At 49.9% G+C, this 14,597-nt stretch carries 19 protein-coding genes; 5 read left to right on the top strand and 14 right to left on the bottom strand.

Features of this window, described 5'->3' with window-relative positions:
* The first annotated feature begins 36 nt into the window (after positions 1-36).
* The 4 genes from accC to DPQ25_RS06715 are packed head-to-tail and all read left to right on the top strand — an operon-like array spanning position 37 to position 3,254.
* Positions 37-1,380 (top strand): acetyl-CoA carboxylase biotin carboxylase subunit, encoded by a 1,344-nt coding sequence (gene accC / locus DPQ25_RS06730; RefSeq protein ID WP_112332410.1) that lies wholly within the window; start codon positions 37-39, stop codon positions 1,378-1,380.
* A complete protein-coding gene (gene accD / locus DPQ25_RS06725) occupies positions 1,374-2,249 on the top strand; it encodes an acetyl-CoA carboxylase, carboxyltransferase subunit beta (RefSeq protein ID WP_112332409.1) in 876 nt (291 codons plus the stop codon). The genes accC and accD overlap by 7 nt, the downstream gene beginning before the upstream one ends.
* Entirely contained in the window at positions 2,236-3,012 is a 777-nt protein-coding gene (locus tag DPQ25_RS06720) for an acetyl-CoA carboxylase carboxyltransferase subunit alpha (RefSeq protein ID WP_112332408.1), read from the top strand. Before accD ends, DPQ25_RS06720 begins: the two co-directional genes overlap by 14 nt.
* A complete protein-coding gene (locus DPQ25_RS06715) occupies positions 3,009-3,254 on the top strand; it encodes a hypothetical protein (protein WP_112332407.1) in 246 nt (81 codons plus the stop codon). Before DPQ25_RS06720 ends, DPQ25_RS06715 begins: the two co-directional genes overlap by 4 nt.
* A 221-nt stretch (positions 3,255-3,475) precedes the next feature.
* Here the strand turns inward: DPQ25_RS06715 and DPQ25_RS15230 are convergent, their stop codons facing one another.
* Positions 3,476-3,736 carry a helix-turn-helix domain-containing protein gene (locus DPQ25_RS15230; protein ID WP_112332406.1) on the bottom strand — a complete coding sequence of 87 codons (261 nt, stop codon included), beginning with the start codon at positions 3,734-3,736 and terminating at the stop codon, positions 3,476-3,478.
* A gap of 92 nt (positions 3,737-3,828) precedes the next feature.
* On the opposite strand from DPQ25_RS15230, the gene DPQ25_RS06705 reads away from it, so the two are divergent.
* Positions 3,829-4,008 (top strand): hypothetical protein, encoded by a 180-nt coding sequence (locus DPQ25_RS06705; RefSeq protein WP_112332405.1) that lies wholly within the window; start codon positions 3,829-3,831, stop codon positions 4,006-4,008.
* A gap of 467 nt (positions 4,009-4,475) precedes the next feature.
* Here the strand turns inward: DPQ25_RS06705 and DPQ25_RS06700 are convergent, their stop codons facing one another.
* The 13 genes from DPQ25_RS06700 to DPQ25_RS06645 form a co-directional block, all read right to left on the bottom strand.
* Positions 4,476-4,961, bottom strand: coding sequence for a hypothetical protein (locus tag DPQ25_RS06700; RefSeq protein WP_112332404.1), 486 nt, complete (start codon positions 4,959-4,961; stop codon positions 4,476-4,478).
* On the bottom strand, positions 4,958-5,737 hold the full coding sequence (locus tag DPQ25_RS06695; RefSeq protein ID WP_112332403.1) for a DUF4367 domain-containing protein: 780 nt from the start codon (positions 5,735-5,737) through the stop codon (positions 4,958-4,960). The genes DPQ25_RS06700 and DPQ25_RS06695 overlap by 4 nt, the downstream gene beginning before the upstream one ends.
* Positions 5,734-6,279, bottom strand: coding sequence for an RNA polymerase sigma factor (locus tag DPQ25_RS06690; RefSeq protein ID WP_112332402.1), 546 nt, complete (start codon positions 6,277-6,279; stop codon positions 5,734-5,736). The genes DPQ25_RS06695 and DPQ25_RS06690 overlap by 4 nt, the downstream gene beginning before the upstream one ends.
* A 95-nt stretch (positions 6,280-6,374) precedes the next feature.
* Entirely contained in the window at positions 6,375-6,551 is a 177-nt protein-coding gene (locus DPQ25_RS14640; protein WP_177576903.1) for a hypothetical protein, read from the bottom strand.
* 186 nt (positions 6,552-6,737) lie between these two features.
* Positions 6,738-7,685, bottom strand: a complete 948-nt coding sequence (locus tag DPQ25_RS06685; protein WP_112332401.1) for a DUF1848 domain-containing protein — start codon at positions 7,683-7,685, stop codon at positions 6,738-6,740.
* Entirely contained in the window at positions 7,682-8,536 is an 855-nt protein-coding gene (locus tag DPQ25_RS06680) for a deoxyribonuclease IV (RefSeq protein WP_112332400.1), read from the bottom strand. The genes DPQ25_RS06685 and DPQ25_RS06680 overlap by 4 nt, the downstream gene beginning before the upstream one ends.
* 16 nt (positions 8,537-8,552) lie before the next feature.
* A complete protein-coding gene (locus DPQ25_RS06675; RefSeq protein ID WP_112332566.1) occupies positions 8,553-9,008 on the bottom strand; it encodes a methylated-DNA--[protein]-cysteine S-methyltransferase in 456 nt (151 codons plus the stop codon).
* A 192-nt stretch (positions 9,009-9,200) separates the two neighbouring features.
* On the bottom strand, positions 9,201-9,827 hold the full coding sequence (locus DPQ25_RS06670) for a hypothetical protein (protein WP_112332399.1): 627 nt from the start codon (positions 9,825-9,827) through the stop codon (positions 9,201-9,203).
* 200 nt (positions 9,828-10,027) lie between these two features.
* The gene (locus DPQ25_RS06665; protein ID WP_112332398.1) at positions 10,028-10,210 is read right to left on the bottom strand and encodes a FeoB-associated Cys-rich membrane protein; all 183 of its coding nucleotides are present in this window, start codon (positions 10,208-10,210) and stop codon (positions 10,028-10,030) included.
* A gap of 13 nt (positions 10,211-10,223) precedes the next feature.
* Positions 10,224-12,230: a ferrous iron transport protein B gene (gene feoB / locus DPQ25_RS06660; RefSeq protein ID WP_112332397.1), complete on the bottom strand. Its 2,007-nt coding sequence runs from the start codon at positions 12,228-12,230 to the stop codon at positions 10,224-10,226.
* A 4-nt stretch (positions 12,231-12,234) separates the two neighbouring features.
* Complete coding sequence (locus DPQ25_RS06655) at positions 12,235-12,459, bottom strand: FeoA family protein (RefSeq protein ID WP_112332396.1); 225 nt, start codon at positions 12,457-12,459, stop codon at positions 12,235-12,237.
* 195 nt (positions 12,460-12,654) lie between these two features.
* Entirely contained in the window at positions 12,655-13,614 is a 960-nt protein-coding gene (locus tag DPQ25_RS06650; RefSeq protein WP_112332395.1) for an L-lactate dehydrogenase, read from the bottom strand.
* 89 nt (positions 13,615-13,703) lie between these two features.
* Positions 13,704-14,573 carry a tetratricopeptide repeat protein gene (locus tag DPQ25_RS06645; RefSeq protein WP_112332394.1) on the bottom strand — a complete coding sequence of 290 codons (870 nt, stop codon included), beginning with the start codon at positions 14,571-14,573 and terminating at the stop codon, positions 13,704-13,706.
* Positions 14,574-14,597 lie beyond the last annotated feature (24 nt).

Genomic DNA, 14,597 nt, shown 5'->3' with positions numbered 1-14,597 from the left:
GGTTTTTCGGTCAGAAGCATTGATGGGGGTACAAAAATGTTTTCTAAGATATTGATTGCCAACCGTGGAGAAATCGCGGTACGGATCATCCGGGCCTGTAAGGAGATGGGGATAGCGACCGTCGCTGTTTTCAGCGAAGCGGACCGTGACTCTTTGTATGTAAGCCTTGCGGACGAGGGCGTGTGTATTGGGCCGCCCAAAGTACAGGACAGTTATTTAAATATGGCGGCCATTTTGACGGCGGCGGTGCAGACCGGCGCCCAGGCCATACACCCGGGCTATGGGTTGCTCAGTGAAAACGCGCGTTTTTCGCGGCTTTGCAGAGAGTGCGGAATTGTTTTTATCGGCCCCTCCCCGGAATTGATCTCATTATTAGGCGATAAGGACACGGCAAAGCGGACAATGCGAGAGGCCGGGGTACCGGTGGTTCCCGGCTGTGAGCTGGTTCAGGACGAGGAAACCGCCTGCCGTGAGGCGCAGAGAATTGGTTTCCCGCTGCTGATTAAAGCGAGGGCGGGCGGCGGCGGGCGGGGAATCCGCTTGGTCGAACACCTGGAGAATGTGCCCGGAGCCTTTCAGGCCGCTTGTGCGGAGGCGAAGGCTGCCTTTGGGGACGGTGCGTGCTACATGGAAAAATACCTCAAGCAGGTCAAACATATCGAAATGCAGATCATCTGTGATCATTTCGGCCATGTGGTGTGCCTGGGGGAGCGGGAGTGCTCTGTGCAGCGGAAAAACCAGAAGCTTCTGGAGGAAAGCCCGTCTCCTTTTGTGACACCGGAACTGCGGGAGCAGATGGCGCGCGCGGCAGCCGCAGCCGCTGGCGCCGTACAGTACCGCAATCTGGGGACCATTGAATTTTTGGTGGACAGCGAGCGGAATTTCTATTTTATGGAGATGAACACCAGGCTTCAGGTTGAGCATCCTGTCACAGAAATGGTCACTGGACTGGATTTGGTCAAATGGCAGATTCGGGTGGCGGCAGGGTTGCCGCTGGGCTTCACACAGGAGGAGATCGCACTGTCGGGCCATGCGATAGAGTGCAGAATTAACGCAGAGGATCCCGCAAACAACTTTTTGCCAAGCTGTGGTAAAATCAGCCTGTTACATATTCCCGGCGGGCCTTGGGTTCGCTTTGACACTGCGCTTTACACGGACTATGTTGTGCCGCCTTATTATGACTCTCTGCTGGGAAAATTGATCGTTTGCGCACAGACCCGGGAGGAGGCGGTCCGCAAAATGCGGGCGGCGCTCTGTGAGCTAGTGATTGAGGGCGTGACGCATACGGCGGAATTACAAATGGAAATCCTATCCGATCCTGAATTTCTGGACGGTACCTATACAACGGGCTTTATGGAGAAAAGAGGGTTGCTATGCTGAAGAGATTCAACTTTAAGCAAAGCGGGAACCAGCTGGAGGGGTATGCCGCCGGCGGACCTTCTCCCCATGTGCCCGATGCCCTGTGTATGAAGTGCCCGGGCTGTAATCAGATGGTCTTTTCTGCGGAACTGAGAAATAATGACTGGCTTTGCCCATCCTGCGGGCATCATTTTTCCATGTCTGCCCGGCAGCGTATTGGCGCTGTCTGTGACCCGGAAAGTTTCGAGGAATGGGATAAGGGGATGTACAGTAAGGATCCGCTGAATTTTCCCGGCTATGAGGTCAAATTGAAGAGCAGCCGAATCTCCAGCAGGGAAAACGAGGGGGTCGTTACGGGCCGAGCCCGGATAGGCGGTGTGTACTGTGCCGTGTTTGTGATGGACTCCCGGTTTATGATGGGGAGCATGGGCTCCGTCGTCGGAGAAAAGATCACCCGACTTTTTGAAAGGGCAGTCCAAGAAAAGCTTCCGGTAGTCGGCTTTACGGTTTCCGGCGGCGCGCGGATGCAGGAGGGGATTCTCTCCTTAATGCAGATGGCGAAGACCAGTGGGGCCGTCAAGCGTCACAGCGATGCGGGGCTGTTGTATATAACCGTACTGACAAACCCGACAACGGGCGGCGTGACAGCCAGTTTTGCGATGGAAGGAGATATTTTGCTGGCCGAACCAGGAACGCTGGTTGCTTTTGCCGGACCGCGGGTAATTGAGCAGACTATCCGGCAGAAACTGCCCAAAGGCTTTCAGCGAGCGGAATTTTTGCTTGAAAAAGGTTTTTTGGATGCGGTGGTTCCGCGAAGAGAAATCAGAAAGATATTGGTTCAGCTATTACAGCTTCATTGCGGGGAGGTGAACGACGGTGGAGCCTTATAAAAGAGTTCAGCTCGCCCGGAAAAGCGGGCGCCCTACGGCGTCGGCCTTTATAAACAAGCTGCTGACGGATTTTATCGAACTCCATGGCGACCGGCGCTTTGGCGATGACGCCGCCATCATCGCGGGGATCGGACGGCTTGGCGGCAGGCCGGTGACCGTTGTGGCACAGGAACGCGGTGTGGATATCCACGGCCGTATGACCCGAAATTTCGGCTCACCGCATCCCGAAGGCTACCGTAAAGCGCTGCGCCTGATGAAGCAGGCGGAAAAATTCGGGCGCCCCGTCCTCTGTATTGTCGATACTTCCGGCGCGTTCTGCGGCACAGGTGCGGAGGAGCGTGGGCAGGGCCAGGCGATTGCGGAAAATTTGATGGAAATGATGGCCCTGCGCATACCGGTTATATCTTTGTTTATCGGCGAAGGCGGCAGCGGCGGCGCCCTTGCCCTGGCGGTAGCGGATCAGGTTTGGATGCTGGAAAACGCTGTTTATTCCGTCATCAGTCCGGAGGGCTGTGCCAGCATCCTGTGGAAGGACCCTAGTAAGGTGAAAGAGGCTTGCGCCTGCTTAAAAATGACCTCGGAGGATCTGCTGCGCTTAGGCGTTGTGGAACGAGTCATTCCTGAGACAGAGGGCGCAGATCTGTTTGGACCGCTGAAAGATCAATTAATTCAAGCGTTTGAACGGCTAGGACGCCTGGAGGCCGGGCAGCGTTGCGAACGGCGTTACCAGCGTTTTCGCAAGCTGGGAGTGTATGGCGAATGATCGCATTAAACCTGGAACTCGTCCGCGGACTTCAGGCGAGGCTGTATGCCCTGATAAAAAATATCCCTGCCAACACCCGGCGATTTGTTATTCACACCTGGATAGCCTGTAAACAGCCTGTATGGCGGGAAAAAAGGTTGTATAAAGTTTTTGTAGCTTCGGCTAAAATATGTAAAATTGGCCTGGTTCTGGGCATAAATCTAGGTGCGGGAAGTATAGCGCTTTCTTGGCTTGAAGATTAGAAGAAAAATAAAAAACCGTATAGGGTGTGGTTTTAAGTAAAATCCACTGCCTATACGGTTTTAAATTATTATTAATAATATTCACAAAATCCAACGGTTTTTTCAAAAAAATAAGAAGCCCCTTGCTTCTTTACATTCATAATGCTATTTACAAAAAATAAGACCTGGGGTTCCAGGCGGCTCAAAAAATTTGTTTTATTTGGGGTATAGTAAAAATATCGTTACCGTCTATATTGCTGGTAAAAGTTTTCAAGTAGGTCCCCAACACTGACATCGAGCGCCATGCTGAAGCAGGCCAGTTCATAGTCGGTAACCATTCGGGTGTTGTTCTCAATTTTGCTAATCATCTGTTGGTCTAAATTAATGCCGAGCATTTGCATTTTTGCTGCGAGCTGACTTTGAGACAGATGGTTTTTGATACGGTTAATTTTCAAACAGGTTGAAATTACGTTTTTATTATTTTCGAAAAGTATCTTTTTCATGGACATCCCCGCGTTTATATCTTGTATTTTACTTGACTTTAGCATATATATTGCGCTAAAATACGTTACATAAACGTAAAGGGGAGAGATTTATGGAGCTGTATAAAGAGATTTTAACCCAGTATTTAGAAAGAAAAACAGCGAACGGTTATATGGAAAATCGCATAGACCAGGCATTGATGGAGATCAAAATGATTTTAGACGATGAGAGCCTGGAGGACGGCATGCGAATCCTGCAGATTAAGGAGATTGTATGTGCCAGAGAGCCCTAAAACAGGCCTTTTTAGCAGATGATTTCCGGGAAGGAAGTAATTAAATAAGTGAGCAAAGGGCTGCCGGATAAATCTATCCGGCAGCCCTTTGTTGTCCTTCGGTTGGGACAAGGTGTTGGACCTGCCCAGAAATAGCCAAAAATATTTGACGGGGCAGGGCCGTTCAGCAGTAGGTAAAAAGATGGGCGCCACCGCTTAAGCCGAACGGTGGCGCCCGAGGGAGGTGGGAAGCCCGCGGTTGCCGCGGCCAGAAGGAATGTACAGCCGGGAGGGGCTGAGACCGGGACAAGCATGACTTCCCAACAATATGTAGAGGGTACCTAAACAAAAGACCCGTACCCCCGTGGGTCAAAGGAATAATCAAAATAAATTCATGCGCAGAGGAGTTCAGGAGAAGCGCATGAAATTAGACGGGTGTGTGGCTGGCTTCTCAAGTGGCAGCCCGGCCACAACAGATCCTGGAAAAATTAGCTGACAGTCTTTTTAGCGGTGGCCAGCTGAGTGTATTCAGTTTGGTCACCAAAAGTTGCCGAGAAATAGGCAACGCCACAGTAATCTCCTGCCGGTACGCTGACATATTTGTCAAGAGCGGCAATGGCCGAATTCCTCGAAACCTCCCACGAACGGAATTCAACCCAGGAAGAGCCGTTCCATCGTTGGAGCGAACCAGTAATACCACAATTACTGGTAAAAGGTAAACACTCGACACCTGCTTGGTAGCGGATGACCCGATTGGTTGGAGTAATACCGACGGTAACATGGGAGAAAATAGCAAATCTTGGCTGGATTTCATCAGCATTGAGATCGACCGAACCGTCAGCTTCCAGCAAGCTGTTTTGGACGAGCGGATGTTGCGGTGCCTGTGCGGGCTCCGCAGCGGAGACAATGGTCACCGATGCAAGAAGCACAGCAGAAAGCATAAGGGCAGTGAGTTTTTTCAGAGAGTTCTTCATAGTGAATGCAGATGTCCTTTCTTAAAAAGATATAGTTGCAAATAGCGCAAGGATAAACAGCTACTTTTTGTACTGAAGGTTTCGAAAATCTTAACAAGCTCAGATTCCTTGACAAGCTCAGCGTAAGTGGGAGCGTAAGAATAAAAGCAATATTGCTTACCCTCATTCTGCCACATTAAGGAAGCAAAACGATAATCTTCCAAGTTTTTTTCCCCATAATAAAGTGTTTGTTTGCCGATATGGAGGATTTTCATGTTTTCCATCTCGGCGTCAGCATAACTCACGTCGAGAGCATCGGCCTGTCTAAATTCAATTTGTCGTCCATTTGAGGCAATAAAGTCAATGCTAAATATATTGCCAACTTTTTCACAGGAATCAGCTATGTAGCCCTCGGGCATCCAGGTAGGAAGATAGACATTATTACATTTTTCTAATAACAGAGGATTAATGGAGTCATTCCAAGGTTGCTCAGCTTGCTGAGTAGGAGCAAAAGCCTTGTCAAAGAAGTAGTACATTTCTTTACGTGCAGCATCGACTGTAAAAGTGGAAGTTATGAAAAGAAAGATCGAACATGACACAACAGCGCCGGTGCGCAGCGCACGCATAACACGTTTATGGCGTTTTTTGGTAGTTTCCACCAGTTCGTCGAGCCACAATTTGGTTTTGCTTGATGCTGGGTCGTAGGGGTCGGCTGGCATAGAGGGAGTTTCTTTGTTCATTGCTTGCACAAGCCGGTACGCAACCGCATCCAGATCCTTTTTTTCAAACCTGTTCATTTTTCCTCCTTCCAAATCTCATTTCGATGTGCCTTCACATATTGCTGGGCACGGGAAAGCCGTGTGCGAACGTTGGATTCCGACATGCCAAGAATAATAGCAATCTCACGCGTTTTGGCTTCGTAGTAATAGCGAAGCACCAGAAGGTCGCGGTATCTGGTAGGCAGTCTGCTGGCAAAGGCCTCGGCATCCACCTTTTCGCAAGCCTTGTCTATTGGCAGACAATCGGTGTCCGGTATGTTGTCAATCCAGTCCAAGTTGCTTTCAAGTGATATTTCACGAAAATGGTACCTGCGCTTAACCCAGACCTGCTTTGCTGCGTTTCTGGCTACGATTCTTAAATAAGGCTGCAGTGTTTCGGCGTCCTCAATGCGCATCAGCGTTTGAGGCGACCGCATAATGTTCATACAGGCTTCCTGCACAGAATCTTCAGCATCATCGCGATTGCTTAAAATGCCGAAGGCCTCACTATACATGAGGTGTGAAAACTCGCCGTAAACCTTGTGAAGTTTTTCTGCAACTGCTAAACTAATGCGTGGCAAGCTTATTCACTCCTCTCTCTGTTTTGTAGTGACAGATAATAGAGAAGTGCATAAGGGAACGCTTTCTGCGCAGAAAAGGGATATGGCAGTCATGGTTAAAGCATGCGCTCAATATTTTTCCCCTCCGGATCCAGTTTGAAATATAGGTAATTTTGATTGCAGACGACGCTTTGAAGTGTCACATTCATGCTGCGAAGTTCTTCGGTTACTAGTTTAAGCTCTTTTCTAACTTTTTTCAATTCCTTTTTCAGAATTTTCTCCTCCACCGTCATTTTTTCACCCCCTTTCTTTATCCCTCTACATAATAGAAGTGTTTTACACATTGAAAATGTTACACTTCTCGGAAAATTTTTCCAAAAAAATTAAGAAAAAATTAAATATCGTCTTATTGTACAAAATAAGCGATAAATAAATGTGCTATTTGATAGTAAATAATCGATAAAACCCTAAACGTTGATTTATGGTAGAAAATCAAATGAAAGCTGACTGTTCTTCAATGATTTTGTCACACGCTTGATAATTTTATCCTTTGGCGTAGGAAAACCAACCAGCAGCGGAGAGGCGCCGTCGTGCAGGTAAAGGTTATGTACGAGCGTTTTCGGCGAGTGGGTAGCATAGCAGTATAGGCAGTTATGCGTACAGGTATCGTAGGCCCCAATGTCAATACTTTGCACACAGCCGCAGCCGGCTCGTTGGTTTGGGTCGCTCTTTACTTGTAAGGGGCAGCCCAGTAGCTTTTCAATAAGGCTGCCGTCAATACAGGCGGAATGTGTGATGCCGTACGGGGATAAATCCACCGCTTCGCAGCAGGACATCAACGGCAGGCGATGTGTGGCGGCAATGTGAGAGAATTCGGCGGCTATCAGCTGCATTTCCTGCGGTGAGACGAGGCGGTCTATTTGCCCGCCGCTGCGGCGCATAGCCTTGGGGTAGGGGTCTATAAAGCTAAAGACGCATCGGCAGGCCCAAGGGGCCAGCAGCGCACACATGTTAGCAAAAGCCTCCTTGTGAAACGCCATAGAGTATTTACGGTTGACCAGAATGGGGTCATAACGCCAAACCATGCGTTCCTTGCCGTACAGGCTGCTCAGGCGAATAAAATTGCTGATAATCGACTGCTTGCTGGGGAGGCCGGGCTCAATATCGCTGCCGTAGGGAGTAATGGTGTACTGGAAATAAAAGAGGTAGCCCAGGCGGGTAATTTCCTCCAAAGGGTCCTCCATTAGAAGCGCATTTTTGGTCCAGAAAACAATCATATCTACCGTATCAGGGGAGAGGTCAATGTGACTGATCTGATGAGGCGCATGTGGATTACGCACATAGACATAGCCCGCGTGCAGCCGGTTGCAAAACCAGTCGGCATACAGGGCGGGAATATCGGTTCGCCTGCTGGCACTGAGAATCATGCTTCCTCCTCCTTTTCCATTTGCGCGTCGATTTCACGCAGCAGATGGATCTCTGCGGCATAGCCGTCTAGGTCGTTTGGAGTCTCCAGCACAAAAGGCAGCCGGTGAAGCAGCGGATGCATGATGATGGCTTTGGTGGCCTCCAAGCCAATGGTGCCGTTGCCAATGGTGGCGTGGCGGTCCTTATGGCTGCCGGGCGGATTCTTACTGTCGTTCAGATGAATAGCACGCAGCTGATCCAGGCCGATGATGCGGTCAAATTCCCGCAACACGCCCTCTAAGTTCCCTGCAATGTCATAGCCGGCATCGTTGACATGGCAGACATCCAGGCAAACCCCCATTTTTTCACGCAATGCTACGCGATCCAAAATAGCGCGCAGTTCCTCAAAGCGGCTGCCGACCTCGCTGCCTTTACCGGCCATGGTTTCGAGTAAAACCGTAGTCTGCTGCTCAGGCGTGAGGACGGCGTTCAGTGCGTCGGCAATCAGCCGGATGCCCTCATCTATACCCTGGCCGACGTGGCTGCCGGGGTGAAAGTTATAATAATTTCCCGGTAAATATTCCAGGCGTGCCAGGTCGTCTGCCATGGCTTGGCGTGCAAACGCTCGAATTTCCGGCTTTGCGGCGCAGTTATTCAGGGTGTACGGGGCATGCGCAACAATTTTGGCAAAGCCGTGCTGTGCCAAAAGCTCCCGCAAAGCGGTAACGTCCGCAACATCCATTTTACGGACCCCGCCGCCGCGTGGATTCCGGGTGAAAAACTGGAAGGTGTCGGCATTTATTTTCAGGGCCTCCCGGCCCATATGGACAAAACCTTTTGCAAAAGAGAGGTGGCATCCAATGTGAAGCATATTAAGAACCTCCTTGTCAGTCCTGTTCCAATTCCAATAATATTTTTTTAATTTCCAGCCCGCCGCCGAACCCGACCAGAGAACCAGATGCGCCGATGACCCGGTGGCAGGGAATCATAATGGCGATGGGATTATGGTGGCTTGCCATTCCCACGGCCCGGCAGGCGCGGGGGTTTCCGGCTGCTTGGGCAACCTGTTTATAGCTTCGGGTTTGTCCCCAGGGAATATCCTGTAGTACGGCCCATACTTTTTGTTGAAAGACCGTTCCGGATGGCTCTAACGGTAATGTAAATATTTTACGTTTTCGTTCAAAATATTCATGAAGTTCCTTTTGGGCGGCGTTTGAGAGGCTGGTTTCCTTATAGATGCCTTTTTGCGGCGTCTGCCTGCCAAAGGAAATTGCTGTGATGGCCATCCTGTTGTCGAATATTGTCACATAACCAACCGGTGTTTTGCAATAGATATAGTGCATCATAACCAGAGTGCCCTCCTTAAAAATGAGAGATCAATCGTATTTTTAACGCTTCTTTAATTTCAATTATATTAATATTTATCAGAATATCAAGGAACGACATCGAAAAAAATAATATTTCTCAGCATTTTGTTTATATTTGTCAAAAAAGCCCTGGCAGTTTTACGTGCCAAGGCTTTTTGAGGGTGAATATTATTGAGCAGCAGATAAAACCTGTTTGATGGTTTCAAGATCCTCGGGTTTTTGTGCGGTTTCGACAACCTGCAAAATTGTCGTTTCATTCATATAGAAATATGTGACCTGGTATAAGGTGTTATCATTGATTTGAGATTGAAGCTCAAGGCGTCGGAATTCTTTTTCAGCGAGGATTTCCGGCCCTTTGTCGGTAAAATTACTGATCCGGCTTTCATTTTGGACCTCTTTGCTGTAAGCGTCAATAAACGAGTCCATGGAGTCTATGCCGTTTCGGGGCAGTTCCTGGATGAAGACCTGCTGGCTTTTATCTTCATTGACAGCGCTCTGTTTAGCAGGCGACACACCGTCCTCTGTTTCCTTGGCGAGCGTCCAGCCCTCGGGGAAAGTAAGGGCCAAGCCAAACTCAGGTAACTCCAGCCGTAGGCCGTCGATGCTTACCTCGGGTGTGGTGGAGCTGGCGGGGGAGTCCGGTTCCGCTGAAGCCGGGGCAGGTTCCGTTTTGGGGGATTCGGCAGAGCTGGCGGATGCTATGGCTTGGGAAGAGGAGGCTGATTCGCCGCTGGAGCAGGCTGTCATACCGGCACAAACACAAACTGCCAGAATAAACGCCCATATTTTTTTCATATTGTTAAACCTCCAAAAAAGTCAAACCTTTTGATTATTTATTTTAGTATTATACAATAGAACGATGACGAAATAATTCGCTTTAGGAAATTTTATATCCGAGTATTGGGATTATCGGCTAAAACAACGCAATAGCTAAACGCAGCACCGGCAAATTGTTTGCCAGTGCTGCGTTTAAAGCCGTTTAGATTAATCAGGGGTTAATCGGGATCATTTGTTTCTTCCAACCGGCAAGCCTCCTCAGGCTTACTGCAATGTCCATGGCAGGAGGAACAGCTGCCGCAGCAGCCGTTGCAGCCGCCACGGTGGCGGAACCAAAAACGAATGGCGAAGAAGACGAGAACGGCGACGCAGATAAGCAGGATATAATCGATTATGCCCAAGAGAAGCCCTCCATCAGTGAAAAATCAGCGTTGCAGCCTGATAAACCAGAAAAGAAACCACCCAGGCAAGGCCGGTTTGAAAAAGTACAACGCCTATAGCATATCTTATGCTGTTCATTTCACGATATACCGTTGTAATTGCGGCAACACAGGGCGTGTAAAGCAGGGTGAAGACCAGGAAGGAGCAGGCGGAAAGCGGGGTAAACAAGCTGGCTAACGCGGCGGGAAGGGCTGCGGAAGAGGTGCCGCATAAGACGGCGAGGGTACTGACCACAGCCTCCTTTGCGCTGAAGCCGGTAATCAACGCGGTGGAGGCTCGCCAATCGTTAAAACCAAGCGGTGCGAAAATGGGGGAAATGAAGCGGCCGATTCCTGCAAGCATACTGTCGGCGCTGTCGGCAACCACATTGAAGCGGATGTCAAAGGTCTGTAGGAACCAGATAACAATGGTTGCCAGGAAGATGATGGTAAAGGCACGGGTCAGAAAGTCCCTGGCCTTGTCCCACATAAGTAGGGCCACACTCTTGGGGCTGGGAAGACGGTAGTTCGGCAGCTCCATGACAAACGGCACAGGGTTTCCGTGAAAGATGGTCTTTTTCATGAACAGGCCGCTGACAATGCCGGTAAGCATCCCGAAAACATAGAGACAAATCATGACCAGCGCGCTGTAGCCGGGGAAAAATGCCATGCTGAAAACAGCGTAAATCGGCAGCTTGGCGCTACAGCTCATAAAGGGGGTGAGCAGCATGGTCATCCGCCGGTCGCGCTCACTGGAGAGGGTGCGGGTAGCCATTATGGCTGGAACGCTGCAGCCAAAGCCGACCAGCATAGGGACGAAACTGCGGCCTGAAAGGCCGATTTTGCGCAGAAGCTTATCCATGACAAAGGCCACACGTGCCATGTACCCACTGTCTTCGAGCAGAGAAAGAAAGAAAAACAGGACGACGATAGTAGGCAGGAAGGAAAGCACGCTGCCGACCCCGGCGAAAATACCGTCGATCACTAGAGAATGGACAACGGGATTGATGCCGTAACCGGTAAGGCCTCTATCCACCAGAGAGGTCAGCGAGTCAATCCCCAGCGAAAGCAGGTCGCTGAGCGCGGCCCCGATAACGCCGAAGGTCAGCCAGAAAACCAGCAGCATAATCAATAAGAAAATCGGGATTGCAAGGTATTTATGGGTTAATAGGTTGTCAATTTTTACGGACCGCCGGTGCTCCTTGCTTTCCCCGCACTTAACGACGGTGCCGGCACATAGCTGCTCGATGAAATTATAACGCATATCCGCCAGTGCAGCCTCGCGGTCCATGCCGAGCTCGGTTTCCATCTCGGTGACACTGTGCTGGATCATATCTTTTTCGTTATCAGACAATTTCAGCGCGTCCATCATGGGCTTGTCCCCTTCGATGAGCTTGGTTGCCGCGAAACGCATGGGAACACCGATTCGCTCTGCGTGGTCCTCGATGAGGTGGGCAACGGAATGAATTGCACGGTGGACGGCGCCTGTGCAGAAGTCAAGGCGCTTAGGTATATGGCGGTTGGCAGCTGTCTCGACAGCAACGTCCACCAACTCGTCAATTCCTTCGTTTTTGCTTGCTGAGATGGGAACAACGGGGACGCCAAGCTCCTCTTGCAACTCCGAAATTTTAATGGTACCACCGTTAGCCCGTACCTCGTCCATCATGTTCAGAGCGATAACCATGGGAATGTTGAGCTCAATCAGCTGCATGCTTAGGTAGAGGTTCCGTTCAATGTTGGTTGCGTCAACGATGTTGATGATGCCATCCGGGTGGCCCTTAATCAGAAAGTCCCGGGTGACGATTTCCTCATTGGAATAGGGGGAGATGGAATAGATACCGGGCAGATCGACCACAGTGGCCTCCCGGCGCCCACGGATAACGCCTTCCTTTCGCTCGACGGTAACGCCGGGGAAATTGCCTACATGCTGGTTAGAGCCGGTCAATTGATTGAATAGAGTGGTTTTTCCACAATTCTGGTTGCCGGCCAATGCAAAAATCATGGGCTCAAACCTCCTCTATTACAATATTTCTTGCATCTTCCTTACGGATTGTCAGTTCATAGCCCCGCAAATGGAGCTCCATAGGGTCGCCCATCGGGGCAACCTTACGGACCATCACGGTTATTTTAGGGGTCAGGCCCATGTCAAGCAGATGCCTTCTCAGGGCCCCCTGCCCGTTTACAGCTAAAATTTTCGCTTGCTTACCAATGGGAAGCTGGTCCAATGTCATCGGTTTCTTCCTTCTTTCAGATGCGTTCTTAACACTGTGATAGGCATCCTTTTTTGAATGTGGGTAAAAAATGATAGCAAAGTTAGCATAAGCTATCTTTGCTATCATTGTAAGCTGTGGCCCGGGGTTTGTCAATATAAAAACACGAGTAAGGCCTGGAAAGCGCATGCTTTTCTCAGGGGAGCTCCGCCGGCTTCAGCAGACCTCCAGGTCCGGCGCGATATCATCCAGTACTTTTTGTAAAGCTGCCGCAGAGGCCGTCAGGTTTTTCAGCTCCTCGGCGTTCAGGGGAATATCCAGAACCTGTTCCACACCATCGCGGTCCAAGATAGCGGGGATGCTCATGCAGATGTCATTCAGTCCATAGTGTCCGTTAATAAAGGAAGAGATGGGAAGTACTCCGTGCTCGTCACGGACGATGCATTCGGCAATCCGCCGGACAGCCATGGCAATGCCATAGTAAGTGGCGCCCTTTTTCTCAATGATCTGGTAAGCGCTGTCGCGGACATTTTCATAGAGAGAATGCAGGTCTTCCCTGTAACTGCTTTCACCCTTTAACTCACAAAAATCAGCCAGGTCTACACCGGAGATGTTCGCGCTGCTCCAGACAGCCAGCTCGCTGTCGCCGTGTTCGCCAATGATGAAGGCGTGAACGCTGCGGCTGTCCACTCCGAGATGCTCGCCTAAAAGGTACTTCAGGCGGGCAGTGTCCAGCACCGTGCCGGATCCGATTACGCGCTTGGCCGGAAAACCGGAAAGCTTCCAAGCGGCATAGGTGAGAATGTCCACCGGGTTGCTCACCACCAGCAGAATACCTTCATAACCGCGCTGCTTAATTTGCGGAATAATGCTTTTTAGAATGGAGACATTTTTTTTAACAAGCTGCAGGCGGGTTTCGCCCGGCTTTTGGTTGGCTCCTGCTGTAATGACAACCAGGCCGCAGTCCGCAATGTCGTCATAGGTGCCGGCATATATGCGCATTGGCTGTGCAAAGGGTAAACCGTGGCTGAGGTCCATAGCCTCGCCTTCCGCTTTATCAGGGTTAGCGTCCAGCAGCACCATTTCGGAGAAAAGTCCGCTTTCAACCAGACTGAAGGCAGTCGCAGAACCAACGAAGCCGCAGCCGATAATCGCGCATTTTTGAAAATCGATCATTTGACCATTCCTTTCCTTTTCTCTTTAGTATGGGGTAAGAGAGATTTTTTATGAAGCCCAGTTCCAATAAATTTTTAGGAAGAAGGATGTTATTTTCGTTGAAGCGTTTGCAGTAAGGCCCTGGCATCGGCAGAGACTGCCGCGCGCGGAGCGTGAGCGATGATATAGGCGCAAGCCTCAGAAGCTTTTTCGTCATCTCCCTGCTTAGCATACAAAACAGCCAGGTAATAAAAGGCCGTAACGCGGCTGTAGCGCTCCGGAGATGTATGGGCCAGGTGGTAAAAGTGTTCAATGTTTTGCTCCGGGCTGTAATGCTCAGGAGAAACGCGATGCTCCAGATTGCGGTAGAGCACCCGAATGTTCTGGTTCATTTCCGGGTACTCGCTGGTTTTGTTCAACTGCTCCCGTACCTTTTGTAAATAGAGCTTAGCGCCGGGCAGGTTATTCAGATGCAAAAAGCAAATACTCAGGTCGTTATAAATAACCGCGTTATAGTAAAGGGAGCTCGCATTGCGTTCGTCAATTAACATGGAGGCCAGCTTTTCCGCAGCCAAAGAGAAATCTCCGCGGGCAATGTAGGCATTTAACAGCGTAAGCTGCATGCCGGGCGCCGTGGGACGATTCGCGCAGAGATTCAGAACCGGAGAAAATTCGCGGATAAAGGCATCCGGGTCGCAGTCCTTCAGCAGAAGGTTCATAACACGCTGATACTCCTGCTTGGCGGCCCTTTTGGCCGCCAGATAGGCAGCACAAAAGCTGAGGATGAGAAGAAGTGGAATCAGCAGGTCAATAGCAGAAGGGTCGCGAATGACAAAACCAAACGGAAGTAAAGGCCGGTAACCTGTAAAGCTGCCGTTTTGATATACAGGGTAGCAAATAAATAATGAGCTTAAAAGAAGAAGAACGGCGAAGAAAAGAACGACAAAAAGTATTTTGCTTTTGCGGAAAAGACGAATCATATGGCCACATCCTACTTCATTATT

This window comes from Hydrogeniiclostridium mannosilyticum (assembly GCF_003268275.1).
In the GTDB taxonomy this organism is placed as follows: Bacteria; Bacillota; Clostridia; order Oscillospirales; family Acutalibacteraceae; genus Hydrogeniiclostridium; species Hydrogeniiclostridium mannosilyticum.
This window is presented reverse-complemented; position numbering and strand designations above follow the sequence as displayed.